The following is a 25,122-nucleotide window of genomic DNA, read 5'->3' on the forward strand; positions in this document are numbered from 1 at the left end:
CGCGCTGGGTAAAGCCAGCGCGCCTGAATTATTCGTTTGCAGCCGGGCTCACCCCGGCACGACGGGTTTCCAGACTTCGCCTTCGTCCATCAACATCGCTTAACAATTGTCGTCGTCGTTGTTTGTCGTTGAATATCCGGCTGCCCGTTTGGAACATGATGACGATGATCAACAGAATACCCAGATAAAGCTGCACCATGAATGCGGGCGTTACGTTGAAAACCAAACCGGTGTTCAGAAAATTGACGGTCAGCGTGCCGATTGCCGCGCCGATGACGCCGCCCTTTCCTCCAAGAATGCTGACACCCCCGATGAAGGCCGCCACTGTTCCGGCCAGCAAAAGGTATTGCAGCCCAAGCGCTTGCGCCGTTCCCGAGCGTAAGCCGATGATGACGCCACCCAGGCCTGCGCAGAACCCAGAAATCGCGAAAACAATAATCATTGGGCGTTTCAGGTCGATACCCGATGCCAGCGCTTCTTTCCGCGCGCCGCCGATGGCATATATTTCGCGGCCATAGCGGGTAAAGCTCATGAACAGACCCACGACAATGAACATTGCAATGACCAATAGGCTTGCCGGCGAAAAGTAGACGAACATCTTCGTCGAGATGAAATCTGGCACGCGGAAATCCGTCAGCATCACGGTTTTTTCTTCGGCCGCAAAAAGCGCCACGCCGCGCAAAAGCATCAACGTACCAACGGTCAGCACGATGGCGCGAACCCTGAGATAGGCGATGAAATAGCCTTGGATAATGCCAATGGTCGTTGAGACGGCCAGAGCGATAAGCAGGGCGTTTACGGCACCCAGACTGTCAGTGAACCTTACGGTGATGACCGCAGATAGTGCTGCGTTTGAACCGATGGAAAGGTCAATCTCGCCCGCGATGATGCAAAGTGTCAAAGCCAGACCAACAAGCCCCAGAACCGCAAACCGTTCCATGATCGCGAAAGTGGTGCGATGGGTGGCGAAGAATTCATTCGTCGCCGCGAAATACCCATACACACAAATCGCGAGCAGGATTGCAAATGCAAGGTCAGGGTTTTCAATGACCCAATTTTTTAGCTTGGCAGCCATTCGCGCGCTCCTATTCCACTGCCCGGCTACCGCGCCGGACAAGCGCGAAAACGATGATTGAGAATACGATCATCAATCCAACAGCCAGCACGCGTGGACCCGAATTGAAACCGTGAAGCACCATCATGTTGTCGATTGTTGAAATGAAGATAGCACCAAGGGAAGATCGCAAAGTCGATCCATATCCGCCCATAATCGAATTACCGCCCACCATTACGGTGGCGATGACCATGATCGTCATATCGCCTGACGACCCGAACTCGGACGAGAAATAATTGACGTGGGCGCTGGAAACCTGGGCTGAAAAGGCGATGGCCACGAAGGCGGCGCAAACCGAGGCGATTGAACACACTTTGATTGCCATGCCGAAGTTTTCATGGCCCGTTGCCTTGCCCGCCGCACGGTTCGCACCGACCAAATATACCTGACGCCCAAAGGCTGTTTTTCGCAGAACAATCTCGGCGGTGATTGCGATGAGGATGAAAGCGATGGTGATATTTGGCAGGCCAAGAAATGAGCCGGTGCCAAGCCATTCGGCCCCGTGGGGTCTGCGGAAAGACACGACCAGGTTGTCCGACCACCAACTGCCGATCCCGAAAAACAGGCCAGCCGCGCCAAGCGTCACCACAATCGGGTTGCCGCCAAGGCCAATCAAAAACCCCTGCAATGCGCCCGCCGCAACGGCGATGACCATTGTGACCAGAAACGAAATTTCAAAGCCGTATCCTGCGGACATGCCGGTCGCAAAAGCGATGATTGCCAAGGCGGCGGTTTCTTTCATCGAGAGCAGGAAGAAATTTCCGGACAATGTGACAAAGGTCAGCCCGATTGCCATGATGCCAACCAAAGCCGCATCGCGGATGATGGTTTTGAAGTTAAACAGCGTCAGAAAGTTCGGAGCCGTTATGGCCCCGAAAATCAGGATCGCAAGAAACGCAGCAACCAGCCCAATGACCAACGGGGAATAATCCCGGCTTAAGCGCCCGATAATTCCCAGACCGGGCACATTTGCATCCGCGCTCATGCCACGTCCTTTCCATGAAGCCCGGTTTCGTTGAACGGATCGGTGATCTGTTCAAGGATTCTGGCCGAACTCATATCTTCCAGCGCAATTTCACCCACCTGAATGCCGCGATAGAAACTGACAATTCGGTCGGGCAGGTTGGTGATTTCATAGAAGTCGGTCGAAGCCACGACGATTGCCGCCCCTTGGTCGGCCAAGCCCCGCAGTTTTTGGTAAATCTCAGCGCGGGCACCAACGTCCACACCACGCGTCGGTTCGTTCACCAAGATGATCTTTGGTTCAATGGAAAGCCATTTCCCAAGCGCAACTTTTTGTTGATTGCCGCCGCTTAAGACACCCGCTTCTTGGGGAAGCCGGTCGGGATCGACCGTAAACTTCGTGGCCGTATCTGCTGCCAGATCAAGTTCCTGTGCAGACGACAAGAAGCCCGCGTTTGAGACACGCTTTAATGCGGGCGCAGTCAAATTTTCCATAATCGGTCGCCCCAGGAAAAGCCCGTCATGTTTTCGGTCTTCCGAGCAGTAACCGATCCCCGCCATGATTGCCTCGCGCGGACGTTTTGGCAGAAACTCGCGACCCTCAAAAATCAACTTGCCGCCGCGCGTATTTGCAGCACCCGCCATTGCTGCCAGTATCTCTGCGGTTCCTGCGCCAAGCTGGCCTGCAAGCCCCAAGATCTCACCGGGATAAACGTCAAAATTCACCGGCTCCAAGACACCATCGGGCCAAAGATCGCGAACTTGCATCAAGGGCTCGGCCTTGGGCTTCGTCGCGCGTTCCGGAAACATATTGCCCAACTCGCGGCCCAGCATCAGCTCTACCAGTTTTTCAACATTCAGGTCTTTTGCCGCGCGCGGCTCCTGACTTTCGCCATCGCGCAAGACGGTGATCCGATCACAAATCTTGAAAATCTCATCCATGCGATGACTGACGTAAATGATCGATTTCCCGCGCTCGCGAAGACGCGCGACCATATCAAGAATGCGGATTGAATCGGTTTCGCCTAAGGCCGCTGTTGGTTCGTCCAAAATCAGAACCTGTGGATCATGCGCCAAAAGCCGGGCGACCTCGACCAAATGCTGTTCGCCTACAGACAATCTATTTGTGGCGCGCAATGGGTCAATATGTTCAAGCCCCACTTCTTCCAGAAAGGGCAGTGCCTTCCTGGCCAAAGCGCGGCGTGTCGAAATCACTGGCACGCCTTCACCGGCCAGAAATATATTCTCGGCGATGCTCATCGTCGGGATCAGGCTAAGTTCTTGCTGGGCGATGGCGATGCCCGCTTTTTCGGCTTGTGTTGGTGTGGTGAAACGCAATGCTTCGCCGTTCATTTGGTAGTCGCCAGTGAAGCCGTTATCGAAACCGCCGATGATTTTCACCATCGTCGACTTGCCGGCGCCATTTTCGCCAACCAGCCCCATAACTTCGCCGGATGCGATTTCAAAACTTGCACCACTCAGGGCCTGGATTGCACCATAGCTTCGGTTGATGTTCGAAAGTTTCAGAAGCGGCTGCATGAAATTTCCCGACGGGCTGGTGTCAGTGTAGCATACAGGGCGAGTTCCTGACGAACTCGCCCTGCGTGTTTGCTTACGGGGCGATTTGCATCGCTCGGTTTCCGCGCCTTACCAGGCGCCAGAACACAGCTCTTCGATGCCGTAAAGTTTGCCATCAAAGCCGCGAAGGGCGGTGGTTTCGATGGTGTCTTTGGTCACGGATGGGTTTGGCGTAAAGTTGATGTATTGCGCCAATGCACCTGTTTCCAGGTATTCCTCGACCAGCTTGATCGCCAACTGACCTTCATGCAGCGGTGACTGCAACGTCGTGCCAAACTGCTTGCCTTCTTCGATCAATTGCTTGTCTCCGTTGCAAACGGTTCCAACAGCGATCACATCTTCGCCCATCTTCAGCCCGGCCTCTTCCAAGGCATTGATACCTCCGGTGAGGATGGCATCATCCATTCCATAGACGAAATCGATGCTTTGACCTTGAAGGGCCGCAATCATCTTTGCCGCACCTTTATAACCATTGGCCTGGCCGAAGCCTTCGTCGACGTCTCCGATGATGGTCAGATCAGACCCTGCAATCGCTTCATTGAACGCATTGATTGACAGGCCATATCCGCCATAGCTGTGAGGATAGGATAGAACCAAAACATTAAAGCCTTCGCCGCCTGCAGCCTTCTTGGCCGCCGCTGCTTCACGCATCATATAGCCAGCGTTCCGTGCACGCAGACGATCATCTGGGCCCGCGTAGCCGAAAATATATTGCTTATCCTGTTCGTTCGGCAGTTGGTTGATCTTCAGAACCGGAACGCCGGTTTTTGCCAGCGCACGAAGTGAACCAAGGCCCGCAACAGCATCGGAAGGCCACCAGATGAACACATCAGGCAGTTGGCCCGCGGCCAAAACCTGTTGCACCTGCTGGTCCTGTTCAGCTTGATTGAACTGGTTTTCGAAGACTTTGATGTCAAAGCCCTTCAACTCCGCCGTGGCCTTGATGCCTTTGATAAACTTACCGATATAGGCTTCCCCGGCAGGGCCGTTGAACGAAATGATCGAGCCTTTGTCTTGAGCAACCGCAGACGTAACGGTCAATCCGAGCGCAAGCGCGCCTGCCACCAAACCGCGAAGTACATTTCCAAATCTTATCATTGAATCCTCCCTAAGACGCATTTCTTGTTCAACGTCACCTCTGTGTTTCAAAGTGCGCCCACGATTCAGAGATCGATTTCGTCCATCTTGGACAATCAGGATTCAATCTGGACATTTTGTCGATACCATACTGTCGACACGCCCGGCACGATTTTGAGGACTGTAAGAATTTATCCTCGGAGGAACCCATGGACCCGAAACGTCTGGCTGGCAAGAATATCATGATAACAGGGGCGGCGCAGGGCATGGGCGCAACCAATGCGGAATATTTCGCTGCGCAGGGGGCGAATGTCTGCCTGGGCGACGTCAATTTGGACGGCGTCAACGAAGTTGCAGCGCGCATCAATGCCGCTGGCGGCGGCAAAGCCATTTCCTTGGCCATGGATGTGACCAAACGCAAAGACAATGCAGACGCTGTCCAGGCGACGGTCGAGGAATTCGGCTCAATCAACGTGGCCTTGATGAACGCAGGCATCAACAAACCACGCATGTTCATGGATATTGACGAAGAAAACTGGGACATGATCATGAACATCAACGCCAAAGGCATGCTGTTTGGCATGCAAGAGGCCGCACGCCAAATGATCGCCCAAGGCCCGATGGAAGATCACCCATATAAAATTATCAACGTCGGTTCGATCGTATCGCGTACAGCTTTCCTGGATGTGATCCCCTATTCCTGCTCGAAATACGCCGCTCTTGCGATGATCATCGGCGGCGCAAAAGCGCTTTGGCCGCACAAGATCACAGTCAATGGCTATGGCCCCGGTGTTGTGCGTACCGAGCTGTGGGAGCAGCTGGACAAAGATTTGGTCGAAATTGGAATGTTCGAAGAGGAAGGCCAATCCATGGACCACCTCGCCGAAACCATGATTACGATGAAGCGCTATTCATACCCCGACGACGTAAAGGGAACCGCCGCGTTCCTTTGTTCCGACGAAAGCGATTACATGACGGGGCAACTTGTGATGATCGACGGCGGGATGATCATGCAGTGATCGTTGCTAAATAGATTTTTGTCGGCAAATTTTGACGAGGACTGGGTGAAATTTACGACCCGGAATATTTTTTCGGGATCATGTCAATAGAAGCGAAGCGGCCGTTGATTTGAAATGCATAGAAGACCGCTTCGTCCCGCAATTTACCAGTTGGTGCATCGCACAGCGAATGTCGGCAAACTTCCGTACCTGTCGTTCAATCCATGTGCAGCTAAGGTCAGGAGTGAGCCGATTTTGTTGAAAAAGTCGTTTGGTTTTGTGCTTTGGGGATGGTTACGGCGTATATTTTATTGGGCAGTCTGAGGCGGTACCGCCGCGTCATCCTGCGGCTGGCACCATCGGCGTGAGTTTGGCTAGTTTCCGGAGGTTTTGGGCTGCTGCTGCGAGAGTAAACTCGTCTTGGACGCCGCAGGGTCCACGTAATCGGAGCCGCCCGAGGCCAAGGATGCGTTTGAGGTGTGCAAAGAGCATCTCGACCTTCTTTCGTCGTTTCTGTGCGGTGACATTGAACTCTGACGCCATGCATCGGCGGGCGAAGTCCCGGACGATTTCGTATTTCTCGCGATGGACGGCGCGGGCCTCGGCGTTGGGGCAGCATTTTTCCTTCAGCTCGCATCCTGTGCAATCGGACTTCAGCGCTCGATACTTGCGAGCTTTCCAGCTTGGCGCGTTTCGAGCCGGGTCAGAATAGGTCCGCCAAGTGTGCCGCATCTCTTTGCCGCCCGGACAGATATAGCGGTCGTTCTCATCGTCCCACGTGAAGTCGGATCGTGAGAACGTTCCGTCCGTGCGCTCACCTTTGTCGAAGACAGGAATGAAGGGAAGGATTTGGCGCTTCAATGCGAGCCAGACAAGATTGTCTTCTGATCCATATGCGGTGTCCGCAGCGATCCAATCGGACTTCACACCAAAACGTTCTTCGGTGCGATCGAGCATTTTGCGCATGGCACTTATTTCAGCGGTCTTGTTGGACCGACTGGCATCTACGTCCATGATGATACTGTGATCGGTATCGATCAGATAATTAGTAGAATACGCAAAGAAAGCCGGGCCTTTACGTGCAGCCGTCCATTGGCTGGCGGGGTCGGCATGGGCCATGAACTTGGGCTTGACCGTGGAGGCTGCACCAAAGGCCTCGTCGTCCAAGGTGTCGAGATACTCGCGCACTGCGCGCGGCGCGTTATTGGGATCAATGTCACGGGCGGCCCAGTCTTCGGGATTGCTGGAGTTTTGCTTCTGAACATCCGCACTGATCAAACTGGCATCAACAGCAAAACCCTGACCGCCCACCAGTCCTTCTTCCATGCTGCGTGCAACCGTGGTCTCGAACACATGGCGCAGCAGATCGCTCTCACGGAACCGACCATGGCGGTTCTTCGAGAAGGTCGAGTGGTCTGGAACTTGGTCGGTCAAATTCAGCCGGCAAAACCAGCGGTAGGCGAGGTTCAGATGAACCTCTTCGCAGAGCCGGCGTTCTGACCGAATACCAAAGCAATACCCCACCAACAGCATCCGAATGAGCAGTTCCGGATCAATGGATGGACGGCCTGTGTGACTATAGAAATCCGACAGATGCGCCCGGATACTGCTCAGGTCAACGAACCGGTCAATCAACCGAAGAAGGTGGTCTTGAGGGACATGATCCTCCAACGAGAACTCATAGAACAACGCCGCCTGTGCTTCCTGCTTAGGTCCCATCATCGCAAAACCCTCCCTATCCGTACGATGAATTGAATCAGCAGTTCATTCCACGATCAAGCATGAGTTTTTCAACAAAATCAGCCCATTTCGACCGGTTCGCTGCATCGCAGCTAGTGGTATCTTTGATTTGCACAGGCAAAAAGGAGAACGCCCACTCATTGTAACCACCTTCGCCTCGGTACCAGATTACTCTATCTGACGCAGACTCACTGTGGTTCCACCGAGGGCGAGGCCCATCTGCATATCCGTCGACGATCAATCGACGGCGTTTTTGGCTTTCGACAATCTTGTCTTTCAGATCATTATAGTTCCATTTGTCAGAAATCATCTGCATGAAGTCAGATACTTGGTCTGCATTTTTGGGGTCTTGGGTAATGTTGTGGCACTCATTCGGGTCGGTCCTCAGGTCGAACATAAGGCTCGGATCATCCTTTGACCAAATGAACTTGTAATCCCCTTTCCGGATCATAAGGATCGGAGAAGGGGTCGCTTCAGCAAGGTATTCCGCGAAAACTGGTCTGGCCAGGTCGTCAGCTTCTGTGGCAAGTGCGGTCAGGTCATCGCCTTCCAACTGTTCAACTCCGCTTTCCCAACCGCTGCCTTGTGCCAGCCCCATAAAGGTCGGCAATAAATCGACAAGCGATACAGGCGTTCCGACCCGTTTTGCAGCCTGGCCCGGCACCTTCATAATCAGTGGGATGCGCAGTGCTGGTTCGAAGAAGTGTTTTTTGAACCACATACCCCGCTCGCCCAGCATTTCGCCATGATCGGATGTGAAAACAATCGCTGTCTTGTCGGCTTTACCAGTTGCGGCCAGCACATCCAGAACACGCCCTACCATCGCATCGATATAGCTGATTGAGCCGTAGTACGCACGCCGCGCGCGGGCGATGTCTTCATCCGAGAAGCGTTTATCCAGCATCGCAAAGTCGCTCAAAAGCCGCTGCGAATGAACGTCGTGTTCATTTGAAGACATAGCCGGAACGCTGGGCAAAGGGATGTCAACATCTTCGTAGAGGTCCCAGTATTCCTTGCGGCATAGATAGGGTTCATGTGGATGTGTATAGGAGACCTGCAAAAAGAAGGGGCGTTCGTCGTTTGACCGAGCCAGATCATAGAGGTGCTGGATCGCGTTTGCGGTTACCATCTCGTCGAAATCGATCTGAACAGAGCGCTCACAGACGCCAGAAACCAACACACTGCGGTCATCGTTTGTGTCGCGCTTGCCTTCATCCCCCCAATTTGGGACCCAACTGAAGTCCGCCGGGTAAAGATCGGCTGTCAGCCGTTTTTCAAAGCCGTGGTACTGGTCAGGACCGATGAAATGCATCTTGCCGGAAAGGGCCGTTTGATATCCGGCAGCGCGAAGGTAGTGCGCGTAAGTCGGAACTGAAGCCGGCATCTCTGCTGCGTTGTCATAGGCACCAATGGTTGAACACAACTGGCCCGCTGCCATGGAAAATCGCGATGGTGCGCATAGCGGGAAATTGCAATAGGCGGTCTCGAAAACCGTGCCCGTATTGGCAAGGCGATCAAGGTTCGGCGCATGGCAGACTTCACTGCCGTAGCTGCTCAATGACGACGCCGTTAACTGATCGACCTGAATGAAAAGGATGTTGGGCTGTGACTCCATCGCTTACACCTTGCCCATCAACGTGCGTACCGCTCCAACCGGTCCTGTTTCGTACCATTTTTTGTGGCCCCGATCGCGTGCGGATGTGCCGAAGCTTTGGCTGACCCGGTCGATAACGATCGCGAGGAACACAATGCCTAGACCGCCCACAGTTGCAAGCCCCATGTCAAGGCGTCCAATGCCGCGCAACACCATCTGGCCAAGCCCGGTAACTGAGATCATTGACGCGACAACAACCATCGACAGCGCCATCATGATAGTCTGGTTTACACCTGCCATAATGGTTGGCATCGCCAGCGGCAGTTCAACCTTAATCAGCGTTTGCCGTTTGCTGGCACCAAAGGCCCGCGCGGCTTCAACCATATCTCCACGCACCTGTCGGATGCCAAGATTGCTGAGACGCACAACTGGTGGCAATGCGTAGATAAAGGTCACGATCACGCCGGACACATTACCAATGGAAAAAAGCATCACAATTGGCACAAGGTAAACGAATGACGGGATCGTTTGCATCAGATCGAGAAGTGGCTGCAGGATGGTCCAGAACCTATCGTTGCGCGCCGCCATAATCCCCAACGGGATGCCGATCATGGAACAGAAGATGACACATGTCAGGACGATTGAAAGGGTCACCATGCTTTCTTCCCACGCGCCCATCAAACCGATGGCCAGCATGGATGCGGCAGACACCGCAGCAAGTCGTCGCCCACCTGCTTGCCAGGCTATCAGTACGATGATGGCCAGCATTACTAGATCAGGCGTCCCGGTCAGTGCGTCCTCCAGCCCGGACAGAACGATGTCGAAGGGCACTTTTATTGCCTGAAAAACAAACCGAAAGTTTTCGACGACCCATTGCAGCAACATCTCTACCCATGCTCCAACGGGCACCCATTCCTTGTCAAAGATATTCTACAGATCCATGATCGCCTCCTATCCGCGCAATGCGTCCGTTATAGTGATGTGGCCGACAGCGTCGCCTTCGGGATTCACGACAGTCACGGGAGACTGGTCTTCCATGAACTGATCCATGATTTCGCCCAATTCGCTGCCCAAGGGCACTGTCTTTGATGTGACGTCGCGCCCGTCCATCGCGGACATAATTGTCTCGGCCCGCACCAGATTGACCCGGCTGATGCCTTTGACAAACTCAGCAACATAGTCGTCCTTGGGGTTGGTAACTATTTCTTCAGGCGTTCCGATCTGCACGATAACCCCATCATTCATGATCGCAATCTGGTCGCCCATGCGGATCGCTTCATCAAGGTCATGCGTGATGAACACGGTTGTTTTTTGAACTTTCTCGGAAAGCGCGAGGAACTGATCTTGCAACTGGCGCCGGATTAAAGGATCAAGCGCTGAAAACGGTTCATCCATAAGCAAAATATCCGGATCTGCCGCCAGCGCCCTTGCAAGGCCGACGCGTTGCTGCATCCCTCCAGACAGTTGGTCTGGATAGTGATCTTCCCAGCCGGTCAGGTCCATAGAAGACAATGCAATTTCAGCTGCTTCGCGGCACTTTGCCTGGGGAACGTTGCGCACTTCCAAGCCAAAAGCCACGTTTTCCGACAACGTTCGATGCGGCCATAGGGCCATGTGCTGAAAGACCATTCCAATCGTCTCAGAACGCAGTTTTAGCAACGACGGTTCATTCATTGTGTCGACACGTTGGCCGGCAACATGAATTTCGCCCGCAGTCGGTTCAATCAGGCGGTTGATATGGCGCACCAAAGTGGATTTGCCCGAACCTGACAGACCCATGATGCAGAAGATTTTTCCTTTGCCAACGCTGAAGCTTGCGTCTCTTACACCCAATACGCAACCATACTTGTCGCGAACATCATCTTTGCTCAGGCCTTCGGACTGTACGGCCTTCAAAGCCTCATCCGCGCGTGCGCCGTAGATCTTCCACAGATTACGGCATTCGATTTGAACGTCGCTCATTGCACCCTCGATTCGAAAAAAGGGGCACCAAAGTTGGGTGCCCCTGTCCACAGGGAGTTTAGTTAGCGGCCGCCGCTTCGGCGACCCGTGCATCAAACTGGCTTTGATTTGCGGCAACCCAGTCTTCAGCATGACGGCGGAAATCCTCAACGGTGTCTTCGCCATCACGAAGCTTGACCTGCGCCGCATTCACTGCCGAGATTGGAATTTCCACTGTGCTGAGGAATTTTGCAGCAGCTGGGTTATCTTCCATGAAGTCCTTGTTCGCGACGACATAGACATCGTTCACTGCAAATCCCGGATCCATAGCATCCCCGTTAGAGGGTACGCCAATCTGCACGACATCTGTGGCGGGGACCAATACGTCACTGATCCAGTTAGGAGTCCAAGTGTAGTACAGGATTGATCCGCCTTCATTGTAGCGCGTGATCGTGTCGGCCATGATCGCAAAATAGCTACCTTGATCATGCTCAACCACATCGCGCAGTTCATAAGCGTCAAGATGCTCTTCGATCTTCAATTCGCATCCCCAACCAGGGTTACAGCCTGAGAGGTTGGCTAGGCCATCATCGTCGCCGTCAAACAGCGCAGCAACGGCGGGGTCAGCCAGTTGTCCTAGGTTGGTAATTCCATTCGCGTCAGCGGTCTTCTTGTCGATGTAGTAACCTTGACCAGCACCCGTGATCACAGCGTGGCTGCGGACCATCGTGCCATCGCCACCGGACTTATCAAAGAAATCGTTGTGAAGTGGCCGCCAATGATTGACCGTATAGTCCGCATCCCTCGAAGACACCGCAAGATGCAAGGCTGGGAAATCCGCTTCGCGGGTTTCTTCAACTTCGTAGCCAAGCGCTTCGAGGCCAAGTTGAACCACCATGTGCTGGAACCAAGCATTCGCAGGCGAGCCCTTGATCGGGTTTATTTCAATGCCTTTGCCAGGCATTTCCTGAGCGGAAACGGACGTAGTCAACGCCAGTGCGGCAAGGGCTGATGTGGCTATCAATCGATTCATGTCTAGACTCCCTGAGATTTGATAATGTGTTTTTAACGATAGAATACGCAGAGCGTCGTCTCCGTATAGTTGCAAATTCCGTATCACAGTGATAACCAGATCGTTATGGATAACCTGCGCAAAGATGTTCATTTACTAAGGAACATCGTAACATTTCGTGCGGCTTCTGTTTCAGAAAACTTTACGAAGGCAGCAGTTGAGCTGGGAATTTCTCGCGTGGCCGTCAGCCGCCAAATTGCAGAGCTTGAACAGGCGCTTAACACACGCTTATTTTCACGCAATCACCGGAAAGTCGCGCTGACGCGCAGCGGGAGCGCCTTTGCAGAAATGGTGAACCCAGCGATGCAAACCATTGAAGAGGCCATGGAACAACAGCGTGCGAACAAATCGGACACACGGCTAACGATCACAGTGACTTCAGCCTTCGCAACCTATTGGTTGATGCCCCGTTTGATCGATTTTGGTGCCCAACATCCAGACATCGAGATCAATCTGGTGGCCTCCGACAGGTATTTGGACATTGGCACCGAGGGTATCGACGTTGCAATACGGTATGGCCCGACGGTCCCGCAAGGTCCTGGGTGGGAACCGATCATGCAAGAAGCAATTTTTCCGGTCTTTAGTCCTAACTACAATGCCCAGACTGACCTGAGAAACGCAGAAGCGTTGCTTAACGAAAGACTGCTATATCTATCGGGGCGGTACCGTCGCGAGGCGCGATGGGAGTTTTGGTTCGAGTCGCAGGGTCTTCCCGCACCGGAAGAACGATCCGGCGTGCATGTGAATACATACATTAACATGTTGCAAGCTGCGATCGAAGGTCAGGGTATTGCATTGGCCGGTCACCCGCTGGTGGACACCTATCTCGAAAACGGCGAACTGCAAAAAATGCCTGGGGTACCGCCATTGCAGCGAGAAATGTACTTCCTCTATGCAACAGAGCAACACCGACCGGCCCGAGTTTTTCGGTCTTGGCTGAAAGAAAAGATTTGGAATGCGCCCGAGAGCCTTGCGTCACAAAATCACTAAATTCGACCATTTGGTTCACCAAGCGAAAAGCAGTCATTCACACTCAAAAGGCGAGAGTCCGCTTCGTCCCGCAAAGCAGCCGAATACATACAAACCACCCTCGCCACCCAAACCACCCGATTTCTTTCAGCTCAATCAATTCGGAAACTGTAAAAGTTTCCCATTCCGTTCGATTTGAACCGATATCGCCCGTGCCGCCCCATAAAATCGCCAGAATTCCCCGCTATGCCACCCTCATTCAAAGTGGAGTCATTGATTATGCACATTATTATCGGCCTCATCGGCCTCATCGGCCTTTTGGTCGGCATCTATTATTTCTTCGTTCGCGCCCAGAATACCGTCTACATTGCGGGCGAAATGGCGGATATGGCGCAAACCGCCCTTGGTGCCGCACGCCGCTTCGGGTTTCGCCGTCAGGCCAATAAGCACCCGGTCGAATGTATCGAAGAACCTCCCCTTGCCGTCGCAGGCCTGGCATCGGCCTATCTTGGTCTCGATGAATTCCCAACTGAAGAGGCACGGCAGGGTCTGATCGTCGGGCTGCAATCAGAGTTAGACGTGTCGATGAAAGAAGCTGAAGAACTTTCTGTTCTCGGCAATTGGTTCGTGCAGGAATGTCAGGGCCCTGATCCCGCCATTTCGCGACTGTCGCGCAAATTACACCGGCTGGCTGGCCCGGAAGGGTTGGTTTCGGCCATGGGGGTCATTTCCCACATCGCCAAACAATCGGGCACAGAGCCAAGCAAAAAACAGATCGAAGCTCTGGACGAGATCAAACAGATTTTCAAAGTCTGACGTTGGCGGACCTGTATCGCGGCAAAGTCGGGCCTACTCTGGCCAGGTGACCGTGCCATGGATCGTGTTTTTCACTTCACCCGTGCGCGCGATTTCTTCGTTCACGTAATACCCGCGCCCCGAGATGCCTTCATGCGCGCCAGTGCCGCCAATATAGCTCCAAGTGCCAAACCCCTTGCCCAGCGCCACATCATCAATGCTCCAGCGTTGCAGCACCCGATCTCCATTCACGTCAGTGATCGTGCAATTCCCGCCGCCGGATGTCTTGCCGCGCACAATCACAAAGCTTCCGAAACAATGGATGGCTTCCATCTCAAGCCGCCCCGCGTCCGCAACTTCGAAGCGGTCGTATTTCGTCTCGGTTCTGAAAACGATCAGGTTCTCTGATAACGGATCAAAGAAATTCGACGCCACGCCAAAGGCAACTGAATTGACCTCGTATGTCTCGGCAAAAGCAGGCGCCGATATTGCAAGCAGCACGGCCGTCAGTCGTAGCTCCACCATAAAAGAAGCCTCCAATGAATTTGTCCAATCGTCTTCCAGAATTCCTGCGTTTTTGCCGTGATCAATGCAAGGCACTTGAAATCAAGAAGGATTGCCCCCGGATATCACCTTTGAACGCGCGCCCGTCTTGCCCCCTGCCCACACCCACCTTATGAGACGGGTTGGATACCGAAGAGGCGCGCCAAATGCTGGACCTGACATACGAAACGCCAAAGCCAAAAGTCATCGCCGGGGCAACCGGGGATTGGGAACTTGTGATCGGGCTGGAAGTTCACGCTCAGGTCGCCTCGAAAGCCAAGCTGTTCTCTGGCGCATCCACCACCTTCGGGGCCGAACCAAACTCCAACGTCGCCTTCGTTGACGCCGCCATGCCCGGCATGTTGCCCGTCATCAACGAATACTGCGTCGAACAGGCCGTGCGCACCGGTCTTGGCCTGAAGGCCGAGATCAACCTGCGCTCTGCCTTCGACCGCAAAAACTACTTTTACCCCGACTTGCCCCAAGGCTATCAGATCAGCCAGCTTTACCATCCCATCGTCGGCGAAGGCGAAGTGCTGGTGGAACTCGAAGCAGGCGTCGCCCGCCTTGTGCGCGTCGAACGCATCCATCTGGAACAGGACGCTGGCAAATCCATCCACGACATGGATCCACATATGTCCTTCGTCGATCTGAACCGCACCGGCGTCGCCCTGATGGAGATCGTCAGCCGCCCCGATATCCGCGGCCCGGAAGAAGCCGCCGCCTACGTCGCCAAACTGCGCCAAATCCTGCAATACCTGGGCACCTGTGACGGCAACATGCAAAACGGCAATATGCGCGCCGACGTCAACGTGTCGGTCTGTCGCCCCGGCGATTACGAACGCTATCAGGCTTCCCAGGATTTCGCCCACCTCGGCACCCGTTGCGAGATCAAGAACATGAACTCCATGCGCTTCATCCAGCAAGCCATCGACGTCGAAGCCCGCCGCCAGATCGCCCTGCTTGAAGACGGCAAAGAGGTCACGCAGGAAACCCGCCTCTACGACCCCGACAAAGGCGAAACCCGCTCGATGCGCTCCAAGGAAGAAGCGCACGACTACCGCTATTTCCCCTGCCCCGACCTGATGCCGCTTGAGATCGAACAGGGTTGGGTCGACGACAACGAAGCTGGTCTGCCCGAACTGCCTGACGCCAAGAAAGCGCGTTTCGTGGCGGACTACGGCATGACCGACTACGACGCCTCCGTCCTGACCGCCGAGGTCGAAAACGCCGCCTACTTCGAAGAAGTGGCCAAAGGCCGCGACGGCAAACTCGCCGCCAACTGGGTGATCAACGAGTTGTTCGGCCGCCTGAAGAAAGAGGATCAGGCGATCACCGAAAGCCCCGTCTCGGCCACGCAACTGGGCGGCATTGTCGAACTGATCACCAAGGGCGACATCTCGGGCAAGATCGCCAAAGACCTGTTCGAAATCGTCTGGACGACAGGCGGCGACCCGGCAGAAATCGTCGAGGCCCGCGGCATGAAGCAGGTGACGGATACCGACGCGATTGAGGCCGCCGTAGACCAGATCATCGCCGACAACCCGGCCCAGGTCGAAAAGGCCAAACAGAACCCCAAACTGGCGGGCTGGTTCGTGGGTCAGGTGATGAAGGCGACGGGCGGTAAAGCCAATCCAAAGGCCGTCAACGAAATAGTTTCAAAGAAACTATCTTCGTAGGCTTTTGGGCTCAGTGCGCGGCAGCGAATGCGCAAAGCGCAATCGCGTGCGCACCCCCTAGATGCCTGACGCCAAACCACCATCACACCCCCGTAGGGCGGGAGTCACCCCGCCCCACACGCACCCCCTCAATGCCCCTGCGCGACCATCGCCACATAAAGCCCGGTCACAATCTGCGCGACCGTCTCTTTGTCGATCACACCCAGACACCCGGCCCCATAGGCCGCCGCCAACCCGGCATAGGCAAACCGGTGGCACCACATACCCTTACAAATCACCTTCATCTTCTCATTCAGCTGTTCAAACATCGGAATTTCTCCACTTGAGTTTGAACAGAGCGCTCTGTTACGCTTCCTCGAAGCGCAGTTCATAACTATCTGTTTGAAAACAATTTTCAGCCCGCCAGAAGTTAGAGCCAAAGTTAGGATGAGTTTTAAGAAAGTTAGAGAGAGTTAGAGTGCAAGACACATTCGGGGCGGCCTTCGGGCGGCTGATCAAAAGAAAACGCGCCGAAATGCGCATGACCCAGGCCCAGCTTGCTTGCGCTCTCTACCCGAATCTGCCGCCCGAAGAGGCCGAAAAACGCAAAGGCGACATCTCAAAACTGGAAAACGGAAAAGTCCCGAACCCAATCACGCAAACCATCAAACGCCTGTCCGATGCACTCGGCATTACCGAAGACGACCTCGAAGCGCTCCATCGCCGCGTTCAGCTCTCCCCCAGTGAACAACTCTCAAACCTCACCGCGCTGGACCGCGATCAGCTTGAATTGCTTTCAAGCCGGTTTGAGATTGAAAACCCACACGCACTATCAGATCGCGATCTGCGAGATATGCTCACGAAATGCGCCGAAGACTTCCGCGCGCTTCGAAAAGAGATCAATGATCTAAAGGGCCTGTCAAAGCGCCTCGACAACTTGCACGGTGCCGCAATGGCTGCGCTGGACAATTTCGAAATCGAGGAAGCCGAAGAATTGCTCAGCAACGCCCGGGAGATCGTTACCGAGCAACTCCGCGAACCATTGGAAATCAACGCCCAACTTATGGAGGCGCAAGCTGCCGCGGCACTTCTAAGAGGAAAAGTCAGACATGCTTATGACCTTCTTTGTGCCGCCGCCGATAGCTTTGCAATCATAGATCGAAGCGCTCAACAACATCTCCGGATCTATAAATACTCAAAAATGCTGTTTGACCGCGCGTCGAGATACGGAGGCGCGGGGTTTCGTTGCGCACTGCAAATCGTCGAGCCTGTCGTTACGGATGAATTACGTACTAGTACACCGAAGGCTTGGGCCGACGCGAAAAACTGGCTTGGTTTGGCACACAATGAGAGGAGTCAGACCTGCACTGGTGCGAAGTCGTCCTTTCACTCTGAAATGTCACATAGTGCTTACCGCGCCGCCCTAAAAGTCTACACCCGCGACGATCATCCGGTGGACTGGGCCATGACCCAAAACAACCTCGCCGTCGCCCTCAAAAATCAGGCCACCCGCACCGAAGGCGAAGACAGCACCCGCCTCCTCGCCCAAGCCGTCAACGCCTATCGCGCTGCGCTAGAGGTCCGTACCCGCGACGACCATCCGGTGGATTGGGCCATGACTCAATTTAATTTGGCGCTGGCCGAACTCTCACTGGCCGACCAGGACGCCACCGAAGACCCAACACCTCACCTGAACGCCGCCCTCGACCACGTTGTCGCAGCCCTGACCGTCTATGACCCCGAACACATGAGCTTCAACCACGCCAAAGCCACCCGCCTCCGCGACCTCATCCAATCCGCACTCGACGCCCTAAACTAACGCACCCCCCCGCCCCATTATCGGCCCAGGAAATATCCTCGCCGAAGGCATGCGGAGGCACTCCGCACCCCGACCACCACCGCGCAACCCTCTCCAACTCCTTAACACCCCCCTACCCATGCGGTCGGGTCCACCGACGTAATACCGACGTCATACCGACGCGATACAGACAGGCCCATTTTGCCCACCCAACGCCCAAATCGCCCCGACAAGACCACCCCAAATCCCACCACCGGCAAACCCAGAAACCACACCCCGGCTCACATTCCCGTGCCCCACCTTGCGGATTGAACAAAACCCTGCAACCTATTGACTCATATAATAATAAAATTCCGGCGGGCTTCGCAGTGATACATCAGCTTAAAACCGCATGGCAGGATTACCTCCACCCCATGCTCCAACGACCCAAACACCTGCAAGTCGCAGCGCTTTGCTACAAAGTCAGCGACAACAAAACCCAGGTCCTCCTCATCACCAGCCGCGACACCGGCCGCTGGATCATCCCGAAAGGCTGGCCAGAACAAGGGCTTACAACTCGCGAGGCCGCCATAAAAGAGGCATGGGAAGAAGCAGGCGTTGTCGCCGAACCGGAACACGGCGACACCATCGGCTCTTACAGCTACGACAAAATCCAATCCACAGGCTGGCCCTTGCCGGTGGAAACACTGGTCTACCCGGTCGCCGTCGACACATTGGCCGACGATTTTCCCGAAGCACACGAGCGTAAACGGAAATGGGTTGATCCCGAAGAGGCTGCAAATCTGGTGAACGAGCCAGAACTGAAGTCGATCCTGCGGAATTTGTGACACTTATCCCGACACCGAAATTCTGATGTTGAACTGATCAGAAATCCCCCCTAGGCAGTCGTCCAAGTGACTTTGGGGGAAGCCATGGCAGATCGGGACTTAGAAGCGCGCCACCGCGAAACGCTGGATCGGGATCTCGGTCGATATTCAAACCTTGAACGGGCAACCAGCTATGCGGGCCGCCCGGTTGTCGGTTCCGGCATTGCGCTGGTTTTCATAATACTTGCCGGATTGGCGGCTGCAATTCTCTTCGGCCAGACCAGCAATAGTTATATCGTCGTCATCGCCGCCGTCTTTGGCGCTTACATGGCCCTGAACATCGGTGCCAATGACGTTGCCAACAACATGGGTCCAGCGGTCGGGGCGAACGCGCTGACCATGGGCGGGGCCATTGCAATCGCCGCGATTTTTGAAAGCGCAGGCGCGCTTTTGGCAGGCGGCGACGTGGTCTCGACCATCGCCAAAGGCATCATAGCCCCGGAAAGTATGCAAAACTCAGCGACCTTTATCTGGGCGATGATGGCAGCACTTTTGTCCGCAGCGGTTTGGGTCAATCTCGCGACCTGGGTTGGCGCACCCGTCTCGACCACACATTCGGTCGTTGGCGGCGTGCTTGGCGCTGGCATCGCGGCCGCCGGGTTTGCCGCCGTCAGTTGGGGCACCATGGGCGCGATCGCCGCAAGCTGGGTCATCTCCCCGGTCCTGGGTGGCCTGATTGCCGCTGGTTTCCTGTGGTTCATCAAAGCCCGCATCATCTATCAGGCCGACAAAATCGCCGCCGCGCGCATATGGGTGCCGGTTCTGGTGGGGATCATGGCCGGAGCATTTGCCGCCTACCTCGCGCTGAAGGGCCTGAAAAAGATCATAAAGATCGACATGTCATCGGCCCTCATGATCGGCCTCGCCATCGGCATTCTGATCTGGCTCGCCATGATCCCGGTGATCAAAAAACAATCCGAAGGCCTGGAAAACCGCAACCGCTCGCTGAAGGTGCTGTTCGGCATCCCGCTTATCGTCTCGGCGGCGCTCCTCAGCTTCGCACACGGTGCCAATGACGTGGCGAATGCCGTTGGCCCCCTCGCCGCCATCGTGCAAACCTCCTCCAGCGGCAGCTTCACCGACGCTGTTTCGATCCCGCTTTGGGTCATGGTGATCGGCGCGCTCGGGATCTCGTTCGGTCTCTTCCTGTTCGGCCCGAAACTGATCCGCATGGTCGGCAATCAGATCACCAAACTGAACCCGATGCGGGCCTACTGCGTGGCACTCTCGGCCGCCATCACGGTTATCGTGGCAAGCTGGCTGGGTCTGCCCGTCAGCTCCACACATATCGCGGTTGGCGGCGTGTTCGGCGTCGGCTTCTTCCGCGAATGGGACGCCGAGCGTCGCCTGCGCGCCGCCCGCATGGCCGTGCCAGATCGCCCAAAACTCGCCCCCGAGGAACGCCGCCGCCGCAAACTGGTGCGCCGCTCTCACTTCATGACAATTATTGCGGCCTGGCTGATCACCGTCCCCGCCGCCGCCCTTCTGTCATCCATCATCTTCTTTGGCATCTCTGCAGTCTCTAGCTAGTAAATCGACAGCGCAGCAATCTCTTAGGCTGAAATGGCATTGCTCACTGTCTTCGATAACCGGGGCCGTCCGGTCATGACCGGACGTGTTCTTTCGACCCGCTCTGCTTAATTCAGCCCCACCCCATTATCGGCCCAATAAATATCCTCGCCGAAGGCATGCGAAGGCACTTCGCACCCCGGATTGCGGGGCGAAATCCGTTCCTTTCCCAAAATGATCATTCCAGTCCTCGATATCGCCTCACGTCGCAGGCTCTGGTGTTTACCTGAAATCAGCGATTCGCCCTTCATGAAATGTTCATCATCATTCTGGGCAGCTCTTCATTGAGCCCTTAGCGATCACCCCAATTTTGTTTCCGATCCCAAGACACTACCCAGGTAGACGACAAGATCGTTCTCGAATCCCGCCTGATCCTGCCACAATTGGAGGTAAAAAGGGGCTACATTAGTCATACTAATACCCTATTAGCTACGTAGATTAAGACCATGGCAAGTGAAGAGTTAATGTGTATGTGACCTGCCAACTGTGTGTGTAAGTAAGTAGTGAGTGTTGTGAGTTGAAAGGGCGCCGTATGTGTGACGGCGCCCTTTGCCTTTTCTAACGACCCTTTCTGACCACCCCAAGTTCATTAACAAGCCGTTTCGGCACCGCTCGGGTCCACCGACGCAATACCGACGTGATACCGACGCTATACAGACTGTCGGTTTTGACGCCGCCACTGGCTCTTTCACAGGCTGTCCACTGGTGATAAACATGAGCTTCGACAACGAGACGAGGCATGCATGAGCAGCTTTGAATACCAGGCCGTACCGGCACCTGTGCAGGCGATTAAAATCAAGGGAGTTAAATCCGTTGACGACCGCTTTGCCCGCACGATTAGCGATGTGCTGAACGAAATGGCCGCCGATGGCTGGGAGTTTCTGCGCGCCGAAACCCTTCCCTGCGAAGAACGCAAAGGTTTGAAAGGCACTCAGAAATCCTTTCAGAACCTGTTGATATTTAAACGGGAAATTCACGGGGCAGCTCAGGCAACGACGCCAGCTGTGGCAGTGGACGCCGTGGCTGAAAAAGCAGTCGAACCCGCCCCCGAACCCGCTCTGCCACCACTGACCCTGGGCGAATCCGATCGAACGCCTTCGGAAATCCTGCGTGCCGAGCGCCCCGTTTCGGTGCCACGCCCGCCGCAGACAGAATAATTTCTCAAAAGCAGCGCCTACTCCGAAAGGTGAAGGGCCAGCGCATGAATGCGCCCAAGTATGTCGTCGCCAAGCGCCGCATGCACGGCGCGGTGACGTTGCAGGCGGCTCATCCCGCCAAAGCGTGCGGAATTCATCGTTATTTTCCAATGACTTTCGCCGCCCTCCTGGAATCCTGCGTGACCGCGATGAGCTTCACTTTCGTCAAGGATCTCCAAGCCCGATGGGGCAAACTCAGCCAACAACCGTGCGCGCATTTCATCCGAAATCGACATTTTTTTAGCTGCCCCCCCTTCAATCTCCGGCTGAGAACAGTAAACTCGTGCGTCCGAGTCGGAAAGGGAAATGTCAGATGAGTGAAGACCCGTTCGGTTTTGACCTAAGTGTGTCAACCGACAAGAAGAAACGCTCTCGTACCCGGCGCGGCATGTCCGGGGCTTTCGAGACATCCACCCGCGCGTGCGACCACGCCGGTTGCCAGGAAGTCGGTCAGTATCGTGCGCCGAAGTCCCCGGATGATTTGGATGACTTTCTGTGGTTCTGCAAAGATCACGTCCGCGAATACAATCTGAAATGGAATTTCTTCCACGGATCAAACGAAGATGGTGTCGCCGCTCAAGCCGACAAAGATCGGGTCTGGGAGCGTGAAACCAAGCCCTTTGGCAAACCTGGCGACGAACAAAAAGCATGGGCCCGGCTGGGCATAGACGATCCGCATCAGATCCTTGGGCAAAATGCGACTCGTAACCCTGGCAAAGGCATATCGGGTTCGCGCAAACTCCCGCCCACCGAACGCCGTGCGCTCGACATTCTGGAAGCCCGCGATCATTGGACCAAAGCCGAGATCCGAAAATCGTATAAGTCACTGATCAAAGTGCTACATCCTGACATGAATGGCGGCGACAGAAGCCACGAAGAGCAACTGTCCGAAGTCGTCTGGGCCTGGGATCAGATTAAAGTTAGCCGCAATTTTTCGACTTAGAGATCTGTAAATAGTTCCTCATAAGAGTGCGCCGGATATTCGGCACTCTTGTGGAGTCTTTGTATGGGCAACTGGCGTATTTCTAAGCAGATCGGTGCACTTAATGGAATTGCGCTTGGAATTTTGACAGTCGCTTCACTGGCTGGTGTCATTGCGACTTTGCTTTTGACTCAGATCATCAGTCATTTCTCTGCTTCGGCCGACCGTACCCTGGCTGTTCAGGAAATCGGCTCGCATGTGTATGAAGGCCGGCTGGCCGCACTGAAATACCGGGTATTGGACGATGCCGCGTTTGTCGAAGCTGTGAACGACAGCTTTCTCAACGCCTACGAGTCCGAGCGCCAGATCGTCACCAACATGGACGCATCCTCTGATCTGTTCGCCATCCACAATGAACTTTTCGCGAAAATCGGCACTTATCGCGAAACGTTTGCCAATTTGGCCGACATTCGAGCGGAGCGATCACAGTCAATCAAAGAGATGACCGCGGCCGGGGACACCGCCAAAATCAAACTAGATGTCTTGATGGATCAGCTTTTCAACGAAGGGCACAAGGATGCCGCCTTCCATTCAGCGCTGGCGCAGCGCAACATGAAAACAGGAAAGATCGCCATTGAGCGCTTTATTCGCAGCGGTGATCCAGCTGACTTCCAGCGGACAGAAGAATCTCTGACCGATGCACTAACCGAACTTGACCTTATCAATGATCCAAGCGTCCCCGATCGATATTTGGCTCCGGTGGCAGAAACCCGGGCCCTGTTGAATTCTTTCATTTCGGCAAGTCACGAGGTGCATCGCGCAAACGACATCGATGTTGGATTGTCATCTGAACTTGATCAGTTGGGTCCGGACCTTAAAAGCGGTCTTCAGAGCGTGACCGAGCGTGTTGTTTCCAGTCAGAATGCCTTGGAAATCAGCGGTCGCGACCGTGGGCGGATCATCATCGCATTTTTAATATGCGCCGCACTTTTGTCCGGCATCGGACTGGCCGTCGCCGCGCGTCGAACTGCAGCGGGTATTTCGGCTGGTATCAATACAAGTGTTACCGAAATGGCATCTTTAGCAGATGGCGATCTGGCAATCGAAATCACCAATACCGAGCGCGAAAATGAACTGGGGGAGATTGCGCGCGCCCTGGAAGTCTTCCGCAGTAACAGCATTGAAACCCAAAAAATGCAGGAAAAAATCCGCGAAAATGAGGCTGATGAAGCTAAAGCGCGCGAAGAACAAACCAAGCGCGACCAGGTCACAGAAGAAGCGCAGCGTGCCGCCATGGAAAAAGAACGCTCGGCCATTATTCAAGATCTGTCACAAGGCCTCGGAACAGTTCTTGACGCTGCAGCGCGCGGCGACTTCTCCAAGCGCATTGACAAGGAATTTGGCAACGAAGAACTCGACAAGATCGCTGCTGCGGTAAACGAGCTGGTTGCAAACGTTTCCGTAAGTATCGGCGAAACCGCACGGGTTCTTGCGCGCCTTGCCGAAGGTGATCTCTGCGAAAGAATGAACGGCCAGTTCGAAGGCATATTCAACGACCTTGAGAATGGCTTGACCGATACGACGATCACACTTGGCAATCTCGTGACCGAAATCAGAACCCAATGCGAAGAGATCGGCGCAAGTTCAAGTCACATGAGAGACCAAGCCGGAGAATTGGCGAAACGCGCCGAGCATCAATCCTCGGCGCTGGAGGAAACGTCCGGCGCCATGGCAGAAATGTCTGCGTCGGTTCAAACAAGTGCCGAAGCCGCCCGCCAATCAGCCGGGATCGCCCAAGCCGCGACCCAGCGTGTTGACGAAGCCGGTGCAGTCGTCAGTTCAGCCATATCTGCCATGACGGATATTCAGACGGCATCAGATAAGATCAACGAGATTGTGACGGTGATGGATGGCATCGCGTTTCAAACCAATCTTCTGGCATTGAACGCATCAGTTGAGGCGGCACGGGCAGGTTCGGCAGGGAAAGGTTTTGCCGTTGTAGCCACCGAAGTGCGCGCATTGGCTCAAAGGTCGGGCGAAGCATCAAAAGACATCAAGTCACTTATCGACGAGTCGGCAACACAGGTTGTTCGCGGTGTCGAACTCGTTGAAAAAACCGGTGACACACTGACTGACGTCGTGACGCGCGTCCGAGATATGGCCGAAACCATGGACAGCCTTACCGCTTCGGCGCAAGAGCAGGCAACAAGCGTGAGTCGTGTATCGGATACAGTCTCGCAAATGGATGGAATTACACAGAAAAATGCCAAACTGGCTGAAGACAGCCGAATGGAAGCCCGTCAACTGGCTGAAAAAATGGAAGTGATGCGCGCGCAGGTCAACCGTTTCAAAACGGAAAACGAAGGCGGCAATCAACAGACGCAATCAGTTGCGGCCTAAGTTGATGTAAATAAACAGTAATATTCCCCTTTGAAAGATCATCAGCGGGGCATACTACATTTTGGATACACATATTTCGAAAATTTGAAACTTGTCGCGGGATGCCGGTAGCCCGCACTTGTTATGAGCTCCTCCGACCGGATCGATCACAGAATTTGCACGATAATTCGAGCTTCCGCACCCCGCCATCAGGCGAGGTGCGACACTCACTAAAACAACACCACTGAAAATGCCGCTGTTTCGCAACAGCAATGCCATTTTCGCATCTCAACACAAAAATTCGGTAAACCACACTCGAAGGAATTCGATTACTTCCCAGCCGCTTCCTC

22 protein-coding genes are annotated in these 25,122 nt (G+C 54.6%); 10 read left to right on the forward strand and 12 right to left on the reverse strand.

Annotated features, from left to right (window positions below):
• Positions 1 to 28 precede the first annotated feature (28 nt).
• The 4 genes from GKR98_07670 to GKR98_07685 form a co-directional block, all read right to left on the reverse strand.
• Positions 29 to 1,075, reverse strand: coding sequence for an ABC transporter permease (locus GKR98_07670; protein ID QMU58083.1), 1,047 nt, complete (start codon positions 1,073 to 1,075; stop codon positions 29 to 31).
• 10 nt (positions 1,076 to 1,085) lie between these two features.
• The gene (locus GKR98_07675; protein ID QMU58084.1) at positions 1,086 to 2,099 is read right to left on the reverse strand and encodes a hypothetical protein; all 1,014 of its coding nucleotides are present in this window, start codon (positions 2,097 to 2,099) and stop codon (positions 1,086 to 1,088) included.
• Positions 2,096 to 3,616, reverse strand: coding sequence for an ATP-binding cassette domain-containing protein (locus GKR98_07680; GenBank protein QMU58085.1), 1,521 nt, complete (start codon positions 3,614 to 3,616; stop codon positions 2,096 to 2,098). The genes GKR98_07675 and GKR98_07680 overlap by 4 nt, the downstream gene beginning before the upstream one ends.
• Positions 3,617 to 3,724: 108 nt before the next feature.
• On the reverse strand, positions 3,725 to 4,753 hold the full coding sequence (locus GKR98_07685; protein QMU58086.1) for a substrate-binding domain-containing protein: 1,029 nt from the start codon (positions 4,751 to 4,753) through the stop codon (positions 3,725 to 3,727).
• A gap of 188 nt (positions 4,754 to 4,941) precedes the next feature.
• On the opposite strand from GKR98_07685, the gene GKR98_07690 reads away from it, so the two are divergent.
• Positions 4,942 to 5,751: an SDR family oxidoreductase gene (locus tag GKR98_07690; GenBank protein ID QMU58087.1), complete on the forward strand. Its 810-nt coding sequence runs from the start codon at positions 4,942 to 4,944 to the stop codon at positions 5,749 to 5,751.
• 318 nt (positions 5,752 to 6,069) lie between these two features.
• On the opposite strand, the gene GKR98_07695 is transcribed toward GKR98_07690, so the two are convergent.
• The 5 genes from GKR98_07695 to proX all read right to left on the reverse strand — a co-directional run bounded on the left by GKR98_07695 (position 6,070) and on the right by proX (position 12,038).
• Positions 6,070 to 7,452, reverse strand: coding sequence for a transposase (locus tag GKR98_07695; GenBank protein ID QMU58088.1), 1,383 nt, complete (start codon positions 7,450 to 7,452; stop codon positions 6,070 to 6,072).
• Positions 7,453 to 7,486: 34 nt separating this feature from the next.
• The gene (gene betC, locus GKR98_07700; protein QMU58089.1) at positions 7,487 to 9,085 is read right to left on the reverse strand and encodes a choline-sulfatase; all 1,599 of its coding nucleotides are present in this window, start codon (positions 9,083 to 9,085) and stop codon (positions 7,487 to 7,489) included.
• Between the two features lie 3 nt (positions 9,086 to 9,088).
• Positions 9,089 to 9,949, reverse strand: coding sequence for an ABC transporter permease subunit (locus tag GKR98_07705; protein ID QMU60018.1), 861 nt, complete (start codon positions 9,947 to 9,949; stop codon positions 9,089 to 9,091).
• Positions 9,950 to 10,015: 66 nt separating this feature from the next.
• Positions 10,016 to 11,026: a betaine/proline/choline family ABC transporter ATP-binding protein gene (locus tag GKR98_07710; GenBank protein QMU58090.1), complete on the reverse strand. Its 1,011-nt coding sequence runs from the start codon at positions 11,024 to 11,026 to the stop codon at positions 10,016 to 10,018.
• Positions 11,027 to 11,084: 58 nt separating this feature from the next.
• Positions 11,085 to 12,038 (reverse strand): glycine betaine/L-proline ABC transporter substrate-binding protein ProX, encoded by a 954-nt coding sequence (gene proX, locus GKR98_07715; GenBank protein ID QMU58091.1) that lies wholly within the window; start codon positions 12,036 to 12,038, stop codon positions 11,085 to 11,087.
• Positions 12,039 to 12,143: 105 nt separating this feature from the next.
• Between proX and GKR98_07720 the strand changes: the two genes are divergently transcribed.
• Complete coding sequence (locus GKR98_07720) at positions 12,144 to 13,067, forward strand: LysR family transcriptional regulator (GenBank protein ID QMU58092.1); 924 nt, start codon at positions 12,144 to 12,146, stop codon at positions 13,065 to 13,067.
• A 258-nt stretch (positions 13,068 to 13,325) separates the two neighbouring features.
• Positions 13,326 to 13,862, forward strand: coding sequence for a hypothetical protein (locus GKR98_07725; protein QMU58093.1), 537 nt, complete (start codon positions 13,326 to 13,328; stop codon positions 13,860 to 13,862).
• A gap of 33 nt (positions 13,863 to 13,895) precedes the next feature.
• On the opposite strand, the gene GKR98_07730 is transcribed toward GKR98_07725, so the two are convergent.
• Positions 13,896 to 14,366 carry a hypothetical protein gene (locus tag GKR98_07730; protein QMU58094.1) on the reverse strand — a complete coding sequence of 157 codons (471 nt, stop codon included), beginning with the start codon at positions 14,364 to 14,366 and terminating at the stop codon, positions 13,896 to 13,898.
• Positions 14,367 to 14,551: 185 nt separating this feature from the next.
• Between GKR98_07730 and gatB the strand changes: the two genes are divergently transcribed.
• Positions 14,552 to 16,063, forward strand: coding sequence for an Asp-tRNA(Asn)/Glu-tRNA(Gln) amidotransferase subunit GatB (gene gatB, locus GKR98_07735; GenBank protein QMU58095.1), 1,512 nt, complete (start codon positions 14,552 to 14,554; stop codon positions 16,061 to 16,063).
• Positions 16,064 to 16,191: 128 nt separating this feature from the next.
• Here gatB and GKR98_07740 read toward each other — a convergent pair whose 3' ends face one another.
• Positions 16,192 to 16,371 (reverse strand): hypothetical protein, encoded by a 180-nt coding sequence (locus GKR98_07740; protein ID QMU58096.1) that lies wholly within the window; start codon positions 16,369 to 16,371, stop codon positions 16,192 to 16,194.
• Between the two features lie 149 nt (positions 16,372 to 16,520).
• Here GKR98_07740 and GKR98_07745 point away from each other — a divergent pair, with 149 nt between their 5' ends.
• The 4 genes from GKR98_07745 (at position 16,521) to GKR98_07760 (ending at position 21,432) form a co-directional block, all read left to right on the forward strand.
• Positions 16,521 to 17,861 (forward strand): hypothetical protein, encoded by a 1,341-nt coding sequence (locus GKR98_07745; protein QMU58097.1) that lies wholly within the window; start codon positions 16,521 to 16,523, stop codon positions 17,859 to 17,861.
• A 392-nt stretch (positions 17,862 to 18,253) separates the two neighbouring features.
• Positions 18,254 to 18,667 carry an NUDIX domain-containing protein gene (locus GKR98_07750; GenBank protein ID QMU60019.1) on the forward strand — a complete coding sequence of 138 codons (414 nt, stop codon included), beginning with the start codon at positions 18,254 to 18,256 and terminating at the stop codon, positions 18,665 to 18,667.
• 84 nt (positions 18,668 to 18,751) lie between these two features.
• A complete protein-coding gene (locus GKR98_07755) occupies positions 18,752 to 20,236 on the forward strand; it encodes an inorganic phosphate transporter (GenBank protein ID QMU58098.1) in 1,485 nt (494 codons plus the stop codon).
• 782 nt (positions 20,237 to 21,018) lie between these two features.
• Complete coding sequence (locus tag GKR98_07760) at positions 21,019 to 21,432, forward strand: DUF4177 domain-containing protein (protein QMU58099.1); 414 nt, start codon at positions 21,019 to 21,021, stop codon at positions 21,430 to 21,432.
• 17 nt (positions 21,433 to 21,449) lie between these two features.
• Here the strand turns inward: GKR98_07760 and GKR98_07765 are convergent, their stop codons facing one another.
• Positions 21,450 to 21,707 (reverse strand): BolA/IbaG family iron-sulfur metabolism protein, encoded by a 258-nt coding sequence (locus GKR98_07765; GenBank protein ID QMU58100.1) that lies wholly within the window; start codon positions 21,705 to 21,707, stop codon positions 21,450 to 21,452.
• A gap of 77 nt (positions 21,708 to 21,784) precedes the next feature.
• On the opposite strand from GKR98_07765, the gene GKR98_07770 reads away from it, so the two are divergent.
• Together GKR98_07770 and GKR98_07775 are read left to right on the forward strand one after the other, a co-directional pair.
• On the forward strand, positions 21,785 to 22,414 hold the full coding sequence (locus tag GKR98_07770) for a DnaJ domain-containing protein (protein ID QMU58101.1): 630 nt from the start codon (positions 21,785 to 21,787) through the stop codon (positions 22,412 to 22,414).
• Positions 22,415 to 22,477: 63 nt separating this feature from the next.
• Positions 22,478 to 24,793 carry a hypothetical protein gene (locus tag GKR98_07775; GenBank protein QMU58102.1) on the forward strand — a complete coding sequence of 772 codons (2,316 nt, stop codon included), beginning with the start codon at positions 22,478 to 22,480 and terminating at the stop codon, positions 24,791 to 24,793.
• The last annotated feature ends 329 nt before the right edge of the window (positions 24,794 to 25,122 follow it).

The organism is Boseongicola sp. (assembly GCA_014075275.1).
In the GTDB taxonomy this organism is placed as follows: domain Bacteria; phylum Pseudomonadota; class Alphaproteobacteria; order Rhodobacterales; family Rhodobacteraceae.